This window comes from Streptomyces sp. CCM_MD2014 (assembly GCF_000772045.1).
Classification (GTDB): domain Bacteria; phylum Actinomycetota; class Actinomycetes; order Streptomycetales; family Streptomycetaceae; genus Streptomyces; species Streptomyces salinarius.
In genome coordinates this window covers 3,649,813-3,665,882 of sequence record NZ_CP009754.1, presented here as the reverse complement: position 1 = coordinate 3,665,882, position 16,070 = coordinate 3,649,813, and the positions used below count along the sequence as shown (strand labels likewise).

The 16,070-nt window shown below is 71.3% G+C and carries 18 protein-coding genes and 3 tRNA genes; 16 read left to right on the top strand and 5 right to left on the bottom strand.

Features of this window, described 5'->3' with window-relative positions; translation table 11 throughout:
* The 4 genes from NI25_RS16015 (at position 1) to NI25_RS16000 (ending at position 4,682) form a co-directional block, all read left to right on the top strand.
* Positions 1-1,581: an NADH-quinone oxidoreductase subunit M gene (locus tag NI25_RS16015; RefSeq protein WP_061443098.1), complete on the top strand. Its 1,581-nt coding sequence runs from the start codon at positions 1-3 to the stop codon at positions 1,579-1,581.
* Positions 1,578-3,140 (top strand): NADH-quinone oxidoreductase subunit N, encoded by a 1,563-nt coding sequence (locus NI25_RS16010; protein WP_061443097.1) that lies wholly within the window; start codon positions 1,578-1,580, stop codon positions 3,138-3,140. Before NI25_RS16015 ends, NI25_RS16010 begins: the two co-directional genes overlap by 4 nt.
* Positions 3,141-3,402: 262 nt before the next feature.
* Positions 3,403-4,266, top strand: a complete 864-nt coding sequence (gene htpX, locus NI25_RS16005) for a zinc metalloprotease HtpX (protein WP_030145418.1) — start codon at positions 3,403-3,405, stop codon at positions 4,264-4,266.
* Entirely contained in the window at positions 4,263-4,682 is a 420-nt protein-coding gene (locus NI25_RS16000) for a YccF domain-containing protein (RefSeq protein WP_061443096.1), read from the top strand. The genes htpX and NI25_RS16000 overlap by 4 nt, the downstream gene beginning before the upstream one ends.
* 192 nt (positions 4,683-4,874) lie before the next feature.
* Here the strand turns inward: NI25_RS16000 and NI25_RS15995 are convergent, their stop codons facing one another.
* Entirely contained in the window at positions 4,875-6,119 is a 1,245-nt protein-coding gene (locus NI25_RS15995; protein ID WP_061443095.1) for an APC family permease, read from the bottom strand.
* A gap of 139 nt (positions 6,120-6,258) precedes the next feature.
* Here NI25_RS15995 and NI25_RS15990 point away from each other — a divergent pair, with 139 nt between their 5' ends.
* Complete coding sequence (locus NI25_RS15990) at positions 6,259-6,525, top strand: GlsB/YeaQ/YmgE family stress response membrane protein (RefSeq protein ID WP_059299985.1); 267 nt, start codon at positions 6,259-6,261, stop codon at positions 6,523-6,525.
* A 72-nt stretch (positions 6,526-6,597) separates the two neighbouring features.
* Here the strand turns inward: NI25_RS15990 and NI25_RS15985 are convergent, their stop codons facing one another.
* Complete coding sequence (locus NI25_RS15985) at positions 6,598-7,086, bottom strand: YajQ family cyclic di-GMP-binding protein (protein ID WP_061443094.1); 489 nt, start codon at positions 7,084-7,086, stop codon at positions 6,598-6,600.
* Between the two features lie 235 nt (positions 7,087-7,321).
* On the opposite strand from NI25_RS15985, the gene NI25_RS15980 reads away from it, so the two are divergent.
* Positions 7,322-7,403, top strand: a tRNA-Tyr gene (locus NI25_RS15980).
* Positions 7,404-7,529: 126 nt separating this feature from the next.
* Positions 7,530-7,748 carry a hypothetical protein gene (locus tag NI25_RS40205; protein ID WP_031034672.1) on the top strand — a complete coding sequence of 73 codons (219 nt, stop codon included), beginning with the start codon at positions 7,530-7,532 and terminating at the stop codon, positions 7,746-7,748.
* Between the two features lie 51 nt (positions 7,749-7,799).
* Here NI25_RS40205 and NI25_RS15975 read toward each other — a convergent pair whose 3' ends face one another.
* Both NI25_RS15975 and NI25_RS15970 read right to left on the bottom strand, forming a co-directional pair.
* Entirely contained in the window at positions 7,800-8,456 is a 657-nt protein-coding gene (locus tag NI25_RS15975) for an NAD(P)H-binding protein (protein WP_061443093.1), read from the bottom strand.
* Positions 8,457-8,551: 95 nt separating this feature from the next.
* A complete protein-coding gene (locus NI25_RS15970; protein ID WP_061443092.1) occupies positions 8,552-9,955 on the bottom strand; it encodes a hydrolase in 1,404 nt (467 codons plus the stop codon).
* Positions 9,956-10,178: 223 nt separating this feature from the next.
* Between NI25_RS15970 and NI25_RS15965 the strand changes: the two genes are divergently transcribed.
* The 5 genes from NI25_RS15965 to NI25_RS15945 all read left to right on the top strand — a co-directional run bounded on the left by NI25_RS15965 (position 10,179) and on the right by NI25_RS15945 (position 11,665).
* Positions 10,179-10,251: transfer RNA gene (locus NI25_RS15965), tRNA-Thr, on the top strand.
* 46 nt (positions 10,252-10,297) lie between these two features.
* Positions 10,298-10,370: transfer RNA gene (locus NI25_RS15960), tRNA-Met, on the top strand.
* 89 nt (positions 10,371-10,459) lie between these two features.
* Positions 10,460-10,624, top strand: a complete 165-nt coding sequence (rpmG, locus tag NI25_RS15955; RefSeq protein ID WP_003948671.1) for a 50S ribosomal protein L33 — start codon at positions 10,460-10,462, stop codon at positions 10,622-10,624.
* A gap of 156 nt (positions 10,625-10,780) precedes the next feature.
* Positions 10,781-11,233 carry a MaoC family dehydratase N-terminal domain-containing protein gene (locus NI25_RS15950; RefSeq protein WP_061443091.1) on the top strand — a complete coding sequence of 151 codons (453 nt, stop codon included), beginning with the start codon at positions 10,781-10,783 and terminating at the stop codon, positions 11,231-11,233.
* A 6-nt stretch (positions 11,234-11,239) separates the two neighbouring features.
* Positions 11,240-11,665 carry a MaoC family dehydratase gene (locus NI25_RS15945; RefSeq protein ID WP_061443090.1) on the top strand — a complete coding sequence of 142 codons (426 nt, stop codon included), beginning with the start codon at positions 11,240-11,242 and terminating at the stop codon, positions 11,663-11,665.
* A gap of 70 nt (positions 11,666-11,735) precedes the next feature.
* Here NI25_RS15945 and NI25_RS15940 read toward each other — a convergent pair whose 3' ends face one another.
* Complete coding sequence (locus tag NI25_RS15940) at positions 11,736-12,593, bottom strand: class I SAM-dependent methyltransferase (RefSeq protein ID WP_061443089.1); 858 nt, start codon at positions 12,591-12,593, stop codon at positions 11,736-11,738.
* Between the two features lie 98 nt (positions 12,594-12,691).
* Between NI25_RS15940 and NI25_RS15935 the strand changes: the two genes are divergently transcribed.
* From NI25_RS15935 to NI25_RS15920, 4 genes are all read left to right on the top strand, one after another.
* The gene (locus NI25_RS15935; protein WP_061443088.1) at positions 12,692-13,294 is read left to right on the top strand and encodes a TetR/AcrR family transcriptional regulator; all 603 of its coding nucleotides are present in this window, start codon (positions 12,692-12,694) and stop codon (positions 13,292-13,294) included.
* Positions 13,295-13,382: 88 nt separating this feature from the next.
* Complete coding sequence (locus NI25_RS15930) at positions 13,383-13,955, top strand: TetR/AcrR family transcriptional regulator (protein ID WP_061443087.1); 573 nt, start codon at positions 13,383-13,385, stop codon at positions 13,953-13,955.
* A gap of 114 nt (positions 13,956-14,069) precedes the next feature.
* Positions 14,070-15,569: an MFS transporter gene (locus NI25_RS15925; protein WP_061443086.1), complete on the top strand. Its 1,500-nt coding sequence runs from the start codon at positions 14,070-14,072 to the stop codon at positions 15,567-15,569.
* Positions 15,570-15,619: 50 nt separating this feature from the next.
* The gene (locus tag NI25_RS15920) at positions 15,620-16,000 is read left to right on the top strand and encodes a DUF3291 domain-containing protein (RefSeq protein ID WP_061443085.1); all 381 of its coding nucleotides are present in this window, start codon (positions 15,620-15,622) and stop codon (positions 15,998-16,000) included.
* Positions 16,001-16,070: the final 70 nt, after the last annotated feature.

Genomic DNA, 16,070 nt, shown 5'->3' with positions numbered 1-16,070 from the left:
GTGATCGATATCAACGAGTCCGTGATGCGGGTCCTTCTCGCGTTCGTCGTCGTCGGCCCGCTCCTCGGCGCCGCCGCCGCCCTGCTGCCGGCCCCGCCCGGACTGAAGGGCAAGTCACCCGAACAGGCCGTGCTCCGGCACGGCGTCACCGTCACCGGCGCCGTCCTCCTCGCGGCCGTCGTCCTCGTGCTCGGCTTCGACCACGACCACCCGTCGAAGATGCAGGCCGGAACGGACATCAGCTGGATCCCCGCACTCGACGTGCGCATCCACCTCGGCATCGACGGCATTTCCCTCCCCCTGCTGGTCCTGACCGCGCTGCTGACCTTCCTCTGCGCGCTCTACTCGTACTTCAAGATGCCTTCCGGCCCGAGCCCGAAGGCCTTCGTCGCGCTGCTGCTCGTCCTGGAGTCCGGCACCCTCGCGACCTTCGCCGTCCTCGACCTGGTCCTGTTCTTCCTCGCCTTCGAGACGGTCCTCATCCCGATGTACTTCCTCATCGCCCGCTGGGGCGGCGAGGGACGGGCCGGGGCCGCCTGGAAGTTCATCCTCTTCACGCTCCTCGGCTCCGTCGTCATGCTGCTCGGCCTGCTCCTGATCGGAATCACGGCGGGCACATTCGACATGGTGGCACTCGCCACTGACAACGGCCGGTCACTGACCGCGTCCGTGCAGGTCATCGCCGTACTGGCGATCGGGATCGGGCTCGCGGTCAAGACCCCGATGTGGCCGCTGCACAGCTGGCTGCCCGACGCCCACACCGCCGCGCCGACCGTCGGCTCGGTCCTGCTGGCCGGCGTCCTGCTGAAGATGGGCACGTACGGGTTCGTCCGGATCCTGCTCCCAATCGCGCCTGACGGCTTCCGCACCTTCGCGCCCTACCTCGCGGCCTTCGCCGTGGTCGGCATCGTCTACGGCTCCCTGGCCTGCCTGGCCCTCGCCAGGAGAGGCGCGAAGGGCGACCTCAAACGCCTCATCGCCTACTCCTCCGTCGGCCACATGGGCTTCGTCCTGCTCGGCGTCGCGACCATGACCCCGACCGGGGTGAACGGTGCCCTGTTCGCCAACATCGCCCACGGCCTGATCACCGGCCTGCTCTTCTTCGTGGTCGGCGCGCTCAAGGACCGCACCGGAACCACCGACCTCGACACCCTCGCCGAGGAGTCCGGTCACGCCCTGTACGGCAAGGCGCCCCGCCTCGGCGGTCTGCTCGCCTTCGCCGCGGTCGCCTCGCTGGGTCTGCCGGGCCTGGCCGGGTTCTGGGGCGAGATGCTCGCGCTGTTCGGCGCCTTCGACCCCGCCCAGGACCTCAGCCGTCCCGCCTTCCTCACCTTCATGGCGATCGCCGCCTTCGGCACCCTGCTCACGGCCGCGTACATGCTGATCGTGGTGCGCCGCGTCTGCATGGGCGCCGTACCGCAGGACGCCCCCCAGCCGCGACTCGCCGACGTGCGCACGTACGAGTTCGCCGCCTGGACCCCGCTCGTCGTCCTCACCGTCGTCGCCGGACTGTGGCCCAGGACCCTCCTCGGGCTGACCGACCCGGCCGTGCAGCAGCTCCTCTCAGGAGGCACCCGATGAGCTCCCCGGCCCAGCCCCTCGCCGAGGCGGCCCTCGCACAGCAGCCACTGCAGCCGCTGGCCCAGAACCTCGTCCAGTCCGTCGACTGGCTCGCCATCGCGCCGCCCACCATCACGGCCGTCGTGGGCCTGGTCGTCCTCGTCACCGACCTGTTCGTCAAGGACGCCCGCAAGAGCCTGCTCGGCTGGATCTCGGTCGCCGGACTCGCCGCCTCCGCCGTCATGCTGCTGCCCCTGGTGAACGACGACCGCTCGACGTTCTGCCGGAACGGCGAACCCGGCGTCTGCAGCTACACCGCGGACACCTTCACCCTCGCCATCCAGTTCCTGGTCCTCGGCGGCGCCCTGCTCACCGCCCTCCTGTCGGTCACCGCCGTGAAGGACGCCGACCGGGGACTGCCCGAGGGCGAGTTCTGGTTCCTGCTGCTCTCCTCCGCCGCCGGAGCCGCTCTCCTGCCCGCCTCCCGCGACCTCGCAACCCTGATCGTCGCCCTGGAAGTCGCGTCCCTGCCCGCCTTCGCCCTGGTCGGCCTCCGCCAGGGCGACCGCAGGTCCTCCGAAGCGGCCCTGAAGTTCTTCCTGTCCTCGGTCACCGCGACCGCGGTCAGCCTCATGGGCATCAGCTTCGTGTACGCCACCACCGGCACCCTCTACCTCACCGAGGTGGCCGACCGCATCCAGCACGTCGACGGGCAGTTCACCACCCTCGCCCAGACCGGCGTCGTCCTCACCCTCGTCGGCTTCGCCTTCAAGACGGCCGCCGTCCCCTTCCACTTCTGGGTGCCCGACACCTACGTCGGCGCACCGCTGCCGATCGCCGCCTACCTGTCCGTGATCGGCAAGGCGGTCGGCTTCTCCGGCCTCATCCTCGTGACGGTCGTCGCCCTGCCGTCCTACGCCGACGTCTGGGGTCCCGCCCTCGCGGCGCTGGCCGCCCTCACCATGACCGCCGGCAACGTCGGCGCCCTCCGACAGCAGGCCACGCGCGCGTACAGCGCGGTCCGGCTGCTCGCCTGGTCGTCCGTCGGCCAGGCCGGCTACCTCCTGGTGCCGATCGCCGCCGCCGCGTACTCCGACGACCCGGAACGCTCGATCGGCTCCACGGTCGCCTACGCGCTCATGTACGCCGCGGTGAACCTCGGAGCCTTCGCGGTGGCCGCGCTCGTGGGCCGCGCGAGAGCCCTGAACCGCGTCGCGGACTACCGCGGCCTGTACGCCTCCAACCCCCTCACCGCCCTGCTCCTGGCCTTCTTCCTGCTCTGCCTCGCCGGACTGCCGCCCGGCATCATCGGCCTCTTCGCCAAGGTGACGGTGTTCTCCGCGGCCGTCGACGCCGGACTCGGCTGGCTGGCCGTCGTCATGGCCGTCAACGTCGTGATCGCGCTCTTCTACTACCTCCAATGGACGGCACTGCTGTTCCGGGCGCCCGAGGAGGCGACCGCCGGCCACCGGGTCCCGGCTCCCCTCACGGCCGCGATCACCGTGACCGCGGTCCTCGCCGTCGCCCTCTCCGGGGCACCCCAGCTGATCCTGCGTTTCGCCGACACCGGGCTCTTCTGAGCGCGGGCGCCGCGCACACGCGCGTGCGACCTTCGCCTTCCACGCGTGCGTGCCGCCGACGACGGCGGTCACCCGAACGGTCCACACGCGTCGCGCCGGGCGCCGGGGAACTGGTGGCCCTCGCCTGGCGTTGACCAGTACGGAAGGGTCCACTGGACGTGTCACCCACGGCACCGGTGGCAACCGGAGACCGGGAAGCAACCACAGCGAGCGAGACCAGCAAGCAAAGGGTTCCCCTGCTGCACGACTTGGAGGGCGTACCGTGCACCGCCGGCACAACGGGCTCAGGACCGCAGTACTCCTCGGGGGACTGTCCGCGCTCATCATCGTCATCGGCAGCTTCTTCGGCCGAGCGGGGCTCGTCGTCGCCGTCCTCGTCGCCCTGGGCACCAACGCGTACGCGTACTGGAACAGCGACAAGCTCGCACTGCGTGCGATGCGCGCCCGCCCGGTCAGCGAGTTCGAGGCCCCGGCGCTCTACCGCATGGTCCGCGAGCTCTCCACCCAGGCCCGCCAGCCGATGCCCCGTCTGTACATCTCACCGACGGAGGCACCGAACGCCTTCGCGACCGGCCGCAACCCGCGCAACGCGGCCGTGTGCTGCACCGAGGGCATCATGCGCCTGCTCGACGAGCGCGAGCTGCGCGGCGTCATCGGGCACGAACTCAGCCACGTCTACAACCGCGACATCCTCATCTCCTCCGTCGCCGGCGCCCTCGCCTCGGTGATCATGTTCCTGGTCAACTTCGCCTGGCTGATCCCCGTGGGCCGGTCCAACGACGACGACGGACCCGGTCTGCTCGGCATGCTCCTCATCATGCTGCTCGGACCGCTCGCCGCCACCGTCATCCAGCTGGCGATCAGCCGCTCCCGGGAGTACGAGGCCGACGCCTCCGGCGCCCAGCTGACCGGCGACCCCCTCGCCCTGGCCGGCGCCCTGCGCAAACTGGAACTCGGCACCAAGCAGCTCCCGCTCCCCCCGGAGCCCCGGCTCGAGACCGCCAGCCACATGATGATCGCCAACCCCTTCCGGCCGGGGCAGGGGCTCTCGAAGATGTTCTCCACCCACCCGCCGATGGCGGAGCGAATCGCCCGACTCGAAAAGATGGCAGGTCGTCAGCAGTGAAGACCATCCTCAACGTCATTTGGCTCGTGCTCAGCGGCTTCTGGCTGTTCCTCGGCTACCTGTTCGCGGGCGCGCTGCTCTGCATCACGGTCATCGGAATCCCGTTCGGCATCGCGGCCTTCCGTATCGGTGTCTACGCCCTGTGGCCCTTCGGGTACGCGGCCGTCGAGCGCCGCGACGCCGGGGCGCCCTCCTGCATCGGAAACGTGCTGTGGCTCGTCCTCGCGGGCTGGTGGCTGGCGCTCGGCCATGTCGTCACCGGCGTCATGCTGTGCGTCACGATCATCGGAATCCCGCTCGGCATCGCCAACTTCAAGTTGATCCCCGTCTCGCTGCTCCCGATGGGACGCGAGATCGTGCGCACCGACCAGCCCTTCACAGCGGCGGCGGGAACCACACAGCGGACCGGCTGGTAACGGCCTCCGCCGCCTTGGTTGTCCACAGCCACCGGATTGTCCACAGGCCCGCCCCGATGTCCGTGGCGGCCCGCATCATGAATCCATGACCGAGACCGAGCAGTCGCCGGGCCGGGTGGCCAGCAAGGCGAGGAACACGTGCAGAGACCGGGGCGCCCGCTCCCTGCCCGCGAGACGCTTGCCCACGGCGGCTTACCGCGACACCTGCTGCCCCCGCACGCCGTACGTCACCACGCCCACCGCCAGGACACCCACGCCCACGACGACCGAGACGGCCGGCAGCGAGAAGGCGAGCACCGCACAGCCGGTCAGGCCCAGCGCGGGTACGACGCGGGACATCCTCGATGGGCCGAGCGTCCAGGCCGAAGCATTGGCCACGGCGTAGTACGCCAGTACACCGAAGGAGGAGAATCCGATCGCCCCACGTACGTCCACCGTGGCCGCCACGACGGCGACCACCGCGCCCACGGCCAGCTCCGCCCGGTGCGGCACCTGGAAACGCGGGTGCACCGCGGCCAGTGCGCGGGGCAGATGACCGTCCCGGGCCATGGCCAGCGTCGTCCGTGACACGCCCAGGATCAGCGCCAGCAGCGAACCCAGCGCGGCCACGGCGGCGCCCACCCGTACGACCGGCGCCAGCCCCGGCAGGCCGGCCGCCCGTACCGCGTCGGCCAGGGGTGCCGTCGCCTGCCCCAGACCGACGGAGCCCAGCACGGAAAGGACGGCCACCGCCACACACCCGTAGACGACCAGCGTGAGGCCCAGCGCCAGCGGGATCGCCCGCGCGATGGTGCGTCGCGGGTCCCGCACCTCCTCGCCGAGGGTCGCGATGCGCGCGTACCCCGCGAACGCGAAGAACAGCAGGCCGGCCGCCTGCAACACCCCGCCGGTGCCGCCCGAGAGCCCGATGCCCAGCCGCCCGGCGTCGGCCGGCCCCGATCCCAGGCACACCACCACCACGGAAGCGAGGACAGCGAGGACCACCGCCACGATCACCCGCGTCAGCCAGGCGGACTTCTGGATTCCGCCGTAGTTCACCGCGGTCAGCGCCACCACCGCCGCGACCGCCACCACGTGCGACTGTTCGGGCCAGACGTACACGCCCACGGTGAGCGCCATGGCAGCACAGGAGGCCGTCTTCCCGACGACGAACGACCAGCCCGCGAGGAACCCCCAGAACTCCCCGAGCCGCTCACGTCCGTACACGTACGTGCCACCCGAGGCCGGATACCGCACGGCCAGCCTCGCCGACGACATGGCGTTGCAGTAGGCGACGACCGCTGCCACGGCGAGGGCGAGGAGCAGCCCCGAACCGGCGGCGCGCGCCGCCGGAGCCAGGGCGGCGAAGATCCCGGCGCCGATCATGGAACCGAGTCCCACGACGACGGCATCGCCCAGACCAAGGGTGCGACGCAGCCCCGAACCCGCAGGTGTCATGGGTCGCACCCTACTGACCGGCGCAACCACCCGGCACGGCCGGAACGTCCTCTCCACCAAGACGACATGAACACCGCGGAGGAACTGGCCCGCACCACGGGCACAGTGTGGGCGCAGCGAGAAAGGGCAGGGTCACGGCATGACCGTCATCAGCTGGATCATCCTCGGACTGTTGGCCGGAGCCATCGCCAAGTTCCTGCTGCCGGGCCGCGACCCCGGCGGGCTCATCGGTACCACGCTCATCGGAATCGCCGGCGCCTTCATCGGCGGCTGGATATCGGCCCGCTGGCTGGACCACCCGATCAGCAAGGACTTCTACGACGGCACGACCTGGGCCGCGGCGATCGGCGGTTCGCTGGTGCTCCTGGTCGCCTACCGGCTCCTGTTCGGCAACTCGCGCGACTGAACACGCGCGGACCGGACGAGAGAGGGTGGGCACCCCGCGGTGCCCACCCTCTCTCGTCGCCGGCTCAGCACATCACCGGTAGTTCACGAACTGCAGCGCGAAGTCGAAGTCCTGGCCCTTGAGGAGGGCGATCACCGTCTGCAGGTCGTCCCGGCTCTTGGAGGAGACCCGCAGCTCCTCGCCCTGCACCTGGGCCTTCACACCCTTGGGCCCCTCGTCGCGGATGAGCTTGGCCACCTTCTTCGCGTTCTCCTGGGAGATGCCCTCTTGGATCGACGCGAAGATCTTGTACTCCTTGCCGGAGAGCTGGGGCTCGCCCGCGTCCAGAGCCTTCAGCGAGATGCCGCGCTTGATCAGCTTGGACTGGAAGACGTCGAGGATTGCGTTCACCCGGTCCTCGGAGTTGGCCTCCATGAGGATCTTCTCCCCGGACCACGAGATCGAGGCGCCCACGCCCTTGAAGTCGTAGCGCTGCGAGATCTCCTTGGCGGCCTGGTTGAGGGCGTTGTCGACCTCCTGCCGCTCGACCTTCGAGACGATGTCGAAACTGGAGTCGGCCATGTCCTGTGGCTCCTTGTATCTGGGTGCGTGTCGGGCCGCGTATCGGGTCCGTACCGGCATACGTGGGCGGCCACCGGGCCCGGCAGGGTCCTCGGCCGCATCCGGACAAGCCTAGCCACCCGCCGCGGTCCGAGCGGCGATCAATCGGGTGGCGAAGCACCCCTCCGCATCGGGTATTGTTTACGTCGTTGCCACGGAGCACCGCCCCAAAGCGGTTCGACGGGCAGCAAACCCCGGCGGTGTGCCCGAGCGGCCAAAGGGAGCAGACTGTAAATCTGCCGGCTCAGCCTTCCCAGGTTCGAATCCTGGCGCCGCCACACGGGAACGAAAGGGCCCCGTGACCTGCCCGAATAGCAGGTCACGGGGCCCTTCGTCATGGGCGGATCCGGGAGGGTGGCCCGTGGGGCGGCTCTGGGGCCGCGCCTGGCGGGCAGACTGGGGTCATGGCCTCGTCCTCCCGTCGCAGAACCTGCCCCGAGTGCCGTCGCGAGATCGCCGTGGTCGCGGGGCGATACGCGCGCCATGATCCGCCCGGCGCACGGGGGAGCGGCGAACTCGTCTCCTGTCCCGGTTCGCGCCGACCGGCGCAACTGGGGGCGGCGCAGCCGTCCTTGGACGGCTACGTCGTCCCTGATTTCCCGGGGCAGCTGCCCCTCTTCTGACCGCTCGTCACACGCCCCCCGGAGTACCGCGCCCGCCCCGAGCCGCCGCCCTCAGTTCCCGGCCACCGACTTCACCGCCACCGACACGGGCGTCGAACCGCTGATCAGCTCCAGGGTCAGGCCGTTGGTGGCCGGGGTGTCGACCAGTTCCGCCAGGACGGCGGCGACGTCGTCGCGCGGAACGGGGCCGCGGCCGGTGTGCGCCTCCAGGCGCACGAGGTTCGTGCCCGCGTCGTCCGTCAGGGCGCCGGGGCGCAGGATCGTCCAGTCCAGGGCCTCCAGGGAACTGACGTACGCGTCTGCCTCGCCCTTGGCACGCAGGTAGACGTCGAAGATCTCGTCCCCCTGGTGCCGGGGGTCGGCGCCCATGGACGACACGATGAGGAAGCGTCGTACGCCCGCGCGGACCGCCGCGTCCGCGAAGAGGACCGCGGCCGCCTTGTCCACCGTGTCCTTGCGGGCCGCCCCGCTCCCCGGGCCCGCCCCTGCCGCGAAGACCGCCGCGTCCGCGCCCCGCAGCCGCTCCGCCACCTCGTCGACCGAGGCCGACTCCAGGTCCAGCACGACCGGTTCGGCGCCCGCCGCACGCAGATCGTCGGCCTGCTCGGCCTTGCGGACGATGCCCGCCACCTCGTCACCGCGCGCGGCGAGCAACCGCTCCAGCCGCAGCGCGATCTGACCATGACCACCAGCGATGACAATGCGCATGTCTTCGACCGTACGCCCCGACGACCGCCCCCGCCGCCCCGACGGCCGCCCCCGCCCCACGACTTCGCCCCGGGGCCGTGCGCGGCCCTCAGCCTTCAGGGCATGTCTCCCGGCCCGCGGTGCCCGTCGGGTCCGCCGTGCCCGTCGCGTCGCCCGCGCCCGCCACGCCCCTGCCGGGGCAGTCCCAGGTCGGTCGCGCCGGTCGAGTCGCCGTACTCCCGTACCGCGCTGGTGCGTGCCACCACGCGTCCCCGGTGCACCACGATCCGGCTGTAGGACAGCGACAGCGCGCCCGCCAGGCGGTCGCCGCGTACGGCGACGAGTTCGGCCGGGAAGCCCGCCTCCACCCGGACCTCGGGCAGCCCGAGGGCCGCCCGTGCCGCGGCGCTCACCGCGTCGTACGCCTCCTCGGGGCGCAGCCCGTGACGCGAGGCCAGCAGGTACGCGGCCTCCAGGGGGTCGCCCCGCCCCACCGGGTTGGACACGTCCCGCAGCGCACCGCTCCCCGCGGTGACGCGCACCCCGGCCGCCCGCAGCAGCCGTACCGGAGCCGTGCCGCCGGGGTGGTCCGACGCCCCGCAGGCGCCCTGCGGCAGGCAGACCACCGTCACTCCGGCCGCCGCGAGCCCGTCCGCGGCCCGGGAGACCACCTCGGCGGGGAGCCGGCCCAGACCGTCGCAGGGACCGACGGCCACCCCGGGACGCAGCCCGCCCGCCATGGCGGCGAGGCGGGCCAGCCGCGCCGGGTCGGCGGCGTCCGTGTGCAGGTCGACCGGGCAGCCGTGCTCGGCGGCGACCTCCAGGACGGCCTCCACGTACCCCGTCGGATCGGGGTCCAGATCCGGACACCCGCCCACCACGTCCGCGCCCATCTTGACCGCGTCCCGCAGGATCGCCAGTCCGTCGGCACCGGCCACGCCGGTCAGCACCCTGGGCATCGCCACCGCGGTCAGTTCGGCGAGCCCGCGCAGTGAACGCCGGGTCCGCAGTACGGCGGTCAGCGCGCCCAGCCCCGCGACGTCGCCCACCCGTACGTGCGCCCGCGACGCGGTGGCACCGTGTCCCAGCTGGAGCAGAGCGGCCTCGGTGGCCCGGCGCTGGACGTCCTCGGGGTCGTAGGAGACCGGGCCCGGGACGTCGGCCGTGAGGGCCGTGTCGGCGTGGACGTGCGGATCGGCGGGGGCGGGGAGGAGCAGGTATCCGCCCAGATCCAGCCGACCGCCCGGGCCGGGGTGGCCACCGGGGTCCCGGCGACCGTCCGGGTCCGGGTGGCCGTCCGGGTCCCGGTGGCCGCCCGGATACGGCCGGCCGCCGGGACCGGGAGCGCGTCGTGGGGTCAGGCTGCCGGCCGTGCCGACGGCCTCGATACGCCCGCCGTGGAGCCGTACGTCCACGGTCCGGCCGTCGGCGAGCCGGGCGCCGGTGAGCAGGAGGGAGCCGGGGCCGGCGGAGTCCGAGGGGGAGGGCGAGTGGGGCGGCTGCGGCTGGCTGTCGGGCATCGCGCTCCTCTGGGCTCGGGGCTGCGCAGTGGGGGACGCAAGATCACGCAGAGTGAGTCGAGCCTAGGACGGTGGTCAGCCCGTGGTGCGGAGGAGCGCAATAGTCGTACCGGTGCCGTCCGCGCGGTCGGGGCCGCCCCGCAGTGGTCCGGACGGGACGGGGCAGGGTCGGCGAAACGGATTTGGGCGAACGGCGGGCGACCGTGTAATGTCTTCATCGCTCGCCCCAATAGCTCAGTCGGCAGAGCGTCTCCATGGTAAGGAGAAGGTCAACGGTTCGATTCCGTTTTGGGGCTCTGGTGTGAGAGGTTCCCGTCGCGAGGCGGGGCCCGATCGCATCACAGCGGTGTAGCTCAGTCGGTAGAGCAAGCGGCTCATAATCGCTGTGTCACCGGTTCAAGTCCGGTCACCGCTACTCTCAGTAGCCGATTGCGGGGTCGGTCCTTCAATCGGCTACTCTTTCCTGCGTTAATAACATCAATCCGTTCGTCAAGGAGCACTCACGTGGCTGCCACCGACGTCCGCCCGAAGATCACGCTGGCCTGCGTGGAGTGCAAGGAGCGGAACTACATCACCAAGAAGAACCGGCGTAACAACCCGGACCGACTGGAGATGAAGAAGCACTGCCCGCGTTGCAACGCGCACACCGCGCACCGCGAGACGCGATAAATCAGGCTCGTACACGAGGCCGTCCCCGAAGCTGGGGGCGGCCTCGTGTCGTTGGTACGGTCGGCCGTTGCCACGGTCGGCCGTTGGCGCAGTCGGCCGGTGCCACAGTCGTCGTTGTCACAGAAACGAAGAGCAGCAGCAGGAGGTTGCGAGCCCATGGCGCTCGACCAGTCGTTCGTGGGGCGGAATTATCCGCCGACCGCGCCTTATGAGGTGGGCCGGGAGAAGATCCGTGAGTTCGCGGAGGCGGTGGGCGACGCCAATCCGGCGTACACCGATGTGGAGGCCGCGAAGGCGCTCGGTCATCCGGATGTGATCGCTCCGCCGACCTTCGTGTTCTCCATCACGTTCAAGGCGGCCGGTCAGGTCATCGAGGACCCGCAGCTCGGGCTGGACTACAGCCGGGTGGTGCACGGCGACCAGAAGTTCTCCTACGTCCGCCCGGTGCGGGCCGGTGACCGGCTCACCGTCACCTCGACCATCGAGGCGATCAAGTCGCTGGCCGGCAACGACGTCCTGGACATCCGCGGCGAGGTGCACGACGAGGCCGGCGAGCACGTCGTGACCGCCTGGACCAAGCTCGTGGCCCGCGCGGCCGAGGAGGCGTGAGCACGCATGACGAAGATCGCGTACAGCGACGTCGAGGTCGGCACCGAACTGCCCGCGCAGAGTTTCCCCGTGGATCGCGCCACGCTCGTCCGGTACGCGGGCGCCTCCGGCGACTTCAACCCGATCCACTGGAACGAGAAGTTCGCCAAGGAGGTGGGCCTGCCGGACGTCATCGCGCACGGCATGTTCACCATGGCCGAGGCGATCCGCGTGGTCACCGACTGGACCGGCGACCCGGGTTCGGTCGTGGAGTACGGCGTCCGCTTCACCAGGCCCGTCGTCGTCCCGAACGACGACCGGGGTGCGGTGATCGAGGTCAGCGGCAAGGTGGCGGCCAAGCTCGACGGCAACACCGTCCGCGTCGACCTCACGGCCACCAGCGCCGGCCAGAAGGTCCTCGGCATGTCCCGGGCGGTCGTACGACTGGGCTGACGGGCCCGTCCGGTCCCGCCCGGGCCGGTCTCGTCACACGGTGCGGCCGGCCCGGGCGGACGGACCGGCATCAGTCGACGGCGGCGCGTACCGCCGTGGTCGCCAGCGTCGTGTAGCGCATCGTGAAGCGGCCGCCCAGGGCGTCGACGGCGTGGCCGACCGCGCCCAGAATCGCGGCCAGCTGATCGGGGCGCAGCCGGGTGAGACCGCCGGTGGTGGGAAGCAGTTCCAGCCACTCCTCGCGCGTGTAGGACCGCTCCCAGTCGAATCGCCACTGCTCCGGGTCCCCGAAGTGCCCGGTCTCGCGGATCCGGTCGGCGATCTTCGCGTACCCCGCCTGATACGTCTCCAGCGGGCGGCGCGCCGGCTGACCGCTGAACGGCGAGTCGGGCGCCGCCCGGCGGTAGGCGGCCGCGAACGGCTCGGCCACCTCGGCCGGCGGCTCGAAGACGTGCCCGAAGACGGTCAGGCGCCCGCCCGGGCGCAGCACCCGGGCGGCCTTCTCGGCGCCGGCGACCGGGTCCACCCAGTGCCACGACTGAGCGGCGATCACCGCGTCGAAGGTGCGGCCGGCGGGCTCCCAGGCCTCGAAGGTCGCCACCTCCACCGGCAGGCCGGTGGCCCGCGCGAACCCGGCCATCCGCGCGTCCGGCTCGACACCGAGCACGGTGCAACCGGCGGCTGTGAACTGACGGGCCGCTATGCCCGTGCCGCAGCCGACGTCGAGGACGTCGGGTCCCGGGCTCCCGGCGACGACCCGCGCCACCAGGTCGTCGGGGTAGCGTGGCCGGGCCCGGTCGTAGCGTTGCGCGTCCGTGCCGAAGGACTCGGCCGTGTGCCGGGCCTGATGCAGTGGCACGGGCTGCGGGTCGGGTTCCGGCTGCGAAGGCATGGGCTCTGGCTGCTCGGGCGACGGTAGAATGGGCATGCGTTCACTTTAGTGGGCAAGCGCCCACGCGCCAATGGGCGGGCAAGCGGCAAGTGCTGAGAGTGCCAGGAGCACCTGGCGTGAGGGAGGTTCCGCGAGTGCCGACCGGAGTGCATCTTCGCGACGCGCGGCAGCAGCTTTTCGACGCCGCCGAACGCGTACTCCTGCGGGACGGCCCGAACGGGCTGACCAGCCGGGCCGTCACCGACGAGGCGGGCTGTGCCAAGGGTGTCCTGCACCGGCACTTCGCCGACTTCGACGCATTCCTCGCCGAGCTGGTGCTCGACCGGGCCGCGCAGCTCGAGACCCAGGCGCTGGGGCTGCGCGAGGCCGTGGGGACCGGCACCGTGGCCGCCAACCTCACCGATGCGCTGACCACTTTGTTCGGGCCGGTTCCGGTGGCGATCATCCCGCTCATCACTTTCCGGGACGAGCTGCGCGTACGGCTGCGGGAGGCCATGCCCGGAGGCGGCATCGCGATCCTCTCGCAGGTCACGGCCGCCGTCTCCGCCTACCTGGCCGACGAGCGCGCGAGGGGGCGCATCTCGGCCGACGCCGACATCGACTCGCTCACCCTCTCCCTGGTCGGAGGAGGGCACCTCCTGTTCGCGGACCGCGATCCCGGCCCCCCGGCCGCGGCGACCGTCGGCAAACTGGTGAACACGGTGCTCGCCGACGTGGTGCAACGGCGCCCGCGCTGACTCGCCGCAGCTTTTCGCCGCCTCCTCCCGCCGCCCCCTTGGGCGTAACCGCTTGACCTAGTTAGTGATTGAGTACTAACTTAGCTTCATGGTCAGGATGAGCGCAGAGGAACGGCGCGAGAGCGTCATTCGCGCGGCGACGAGCGAGTTCGCCCGGGGCGGCTACCACGGCACGTCCACGGAGGTCATCGCCAAGCGCGTGGGCGTCTCCCAGCCGTACCTCTTCCGTCTCTTCCCGGGAAAGAAGGCGATCTTCCTCGCGGTGGCGGAGCGCTGCCTGCGCGACACGCGCGAGGTGTTCGAGAAGGCGTCCGAGGGCCTGCACGGTGAAGAGGCCCTGCACGCCATGGCCGAGGCCTACTCGCAGCTGATCGCGGACCAGCCCGAGAAGCTCCAGATGCAGTTGCAGGTGTACGTCACCGTCGCCGCCGCCGAGGCGGCCGGGGACCACGAGTTCGGCGAGATGGTGCGCAAGGGCTGGCTCGAGATCTGGGACACCGTGCACCTGCCGCTGGGGGCGGACATCGAGCAGACGACGACCTTCCTGGCCTACGGCATGCTGATCAACACCCTGGTCGGCATGGGGTTCCCGCCGGGGCACCGCGTCTACGGCGGCATCTACGAATCCGGGCAGGCCAAGTCCGGCCGGGAAGGCGCGTAGGGGCGGGCGAACGGGTGCCGGGACGGGTGTTCGCCGCTCACGCACGCCCGTAAAAGTTAGTCATCAATTACTAATCAATCACGCCACGGCAAGTGCACACCCTCTGGGGGAGAGATGTCACAGCACGGAGCACGTCGGACCACACACCACACCCGGCGCGGGGGAGTCGTCTGGGCCCTCCTCATCACCAGCGTGGCCGGCTTCATGGCGGCCCTGGACAACCTCGTCGTCACCACCGCCCTGCCCTCCATCCGCGAGGACCTCGGCGGCGCGCTGCACGACCTGGAATGGACCGTGAGCGCCTACACGCTCACTTTCGCCGTCCTCCTGATGTTCGGCGCGGCACTCGGGGACCGCTTCGGCCGCCGCAGGCTCTTCCTCGTCGGCCTCACCGTCTTCACCGGGGCCTCCGCCGCCGCGGCCGTGGCACCCGGCATCGACTCGCTCATCGCGGCCCGCGCGGTGCAGGGCGTCGGCGCGGCGATCATGATGCCGCTGACGTTGACCCTGCTCACGGCCGCGGTACCCGCCGAGCGCCGCGGCATGGCGTACGGCATCTGGGGCGCGGTCAACGGGCTCGCGGTGGCCTCCGGGCCGCTGGTCGGCGGCAGCCTCACCGAGCACATCTCGTGGCAGTGGATCTTCTGGCTGAACGTTCCGCTCGGCCTGGCCCTGCTGCCCCTCGCCCGCCTCCGCCTCGCCGAGTCGCACGGCACCGGCGCCCCGCTCGACATCCCCGGCACCCTGCTCGCCAGCGGCGGACTGTTCGGCATCGTCTACGGCCTGGTCCGCGGACCCGTCGACGGCTGGACCGGCGCGGTGGTGCTGACCGCCCTCTTCGCCGGGGTCGCGCTGCTGGTCGGTTTCGTCCTCTACAGCACCCGCGCCAAGAACCCCATGCTCCCCATGCGGCTGTTCCGCTCCCGCGCCTTCTCCGGCGTCAACGCGGCGAGCCTGCTGATGTTCCTGGGGATGTTCGGCTCGATCTTCCTGCTCAGCCAGTACATGCAGCTCGTGCTCGGCTACTCGCCCACCGAGGCGGGCCTGCGCATGCTGCCCTGGACCGGCATGCCGATGCTGGTCGCGCCGATTGCCGGCATCCTCTCGGACCGCATCGGAGGCCGCCCGGTCGTCGCCGCCGGACTCGTCCTCCAGGCGGCCGGGCTCGGCTATCTGGCCTCCGTGATCACGGCCGACGCCTCCTACGCGATCCAGCTGCCCGGTCTGATCGTCAGCGGAATCGGCATGGCCCTCTACTTCGCCCCCGCCTCCGCGCTGGTGATGTCCAGCGTCGCCGCGAAGGAGCAGGGCATCGCCTCCGGCGCCAACAACGCACTGCGCGAGGTGGGCGGTGCGCTGGGCATCGCGGTCATGTCGTCGATCTTCGCGGCGCAGGGCGGCTACGAGTCGGCGCAGACCTTCGTCGACGGACTGCGGCCCGCGGTCGCCGTGGGCGCCGTGGTGGTGGCCCTCGGCGGTCTCGCCGCCCTGGCGATCCCGGCGCGCCGCCGGACCGGCGACGGGGGACGGGGCGCCTCGGCGGCACCGGGGACGGAGCCGGCCGCGGCAGCGGAACCGGCCCTCGCCACGACAAGTCCGACGACCCCCCGCTGACCGCGCGACATCAGAAGCCCGAGCACAACGGGACACGAGAGGAGCACGACATGCCCACCCTTCCCTGGACCGTGCCGAACCAGCCTCCCCGGGCCACCGAGGTCCACGTCTTCGCCTCCCGCTTCGAGACCCGCACCCTGTGGGAAGCACTGAAGTTCCTGGTGCGCACCCCGGCCGTGTGGCGGCAGGTCGGGAGCGCACCCGGCGCGTACGGAGCCTCCCTGAAGGCGGAACCGTTCAAGCGGACCTTCTGGACACTCTCCGCCTGGGAGTCGCCCGAGGCCCTCAAGGCCTTCGCCCACTCCGGCACCCACGCGCCGACCTCCCGCAGGCTGTCGGCGCAGATGCGGGACGCGAAGTTCGCCTCCTGGCCGGCCTTGAGCGACGAACTCCCGGTGAGCTGGGCGGAGGTGCGCAGGCGCCTGACGTGAGGACGGGCCCGGGCACCCGCCCGCCGACGCCCCGGCCGGCCGGCCGGGGCGTTCCCGCGTTCCCCGCTGC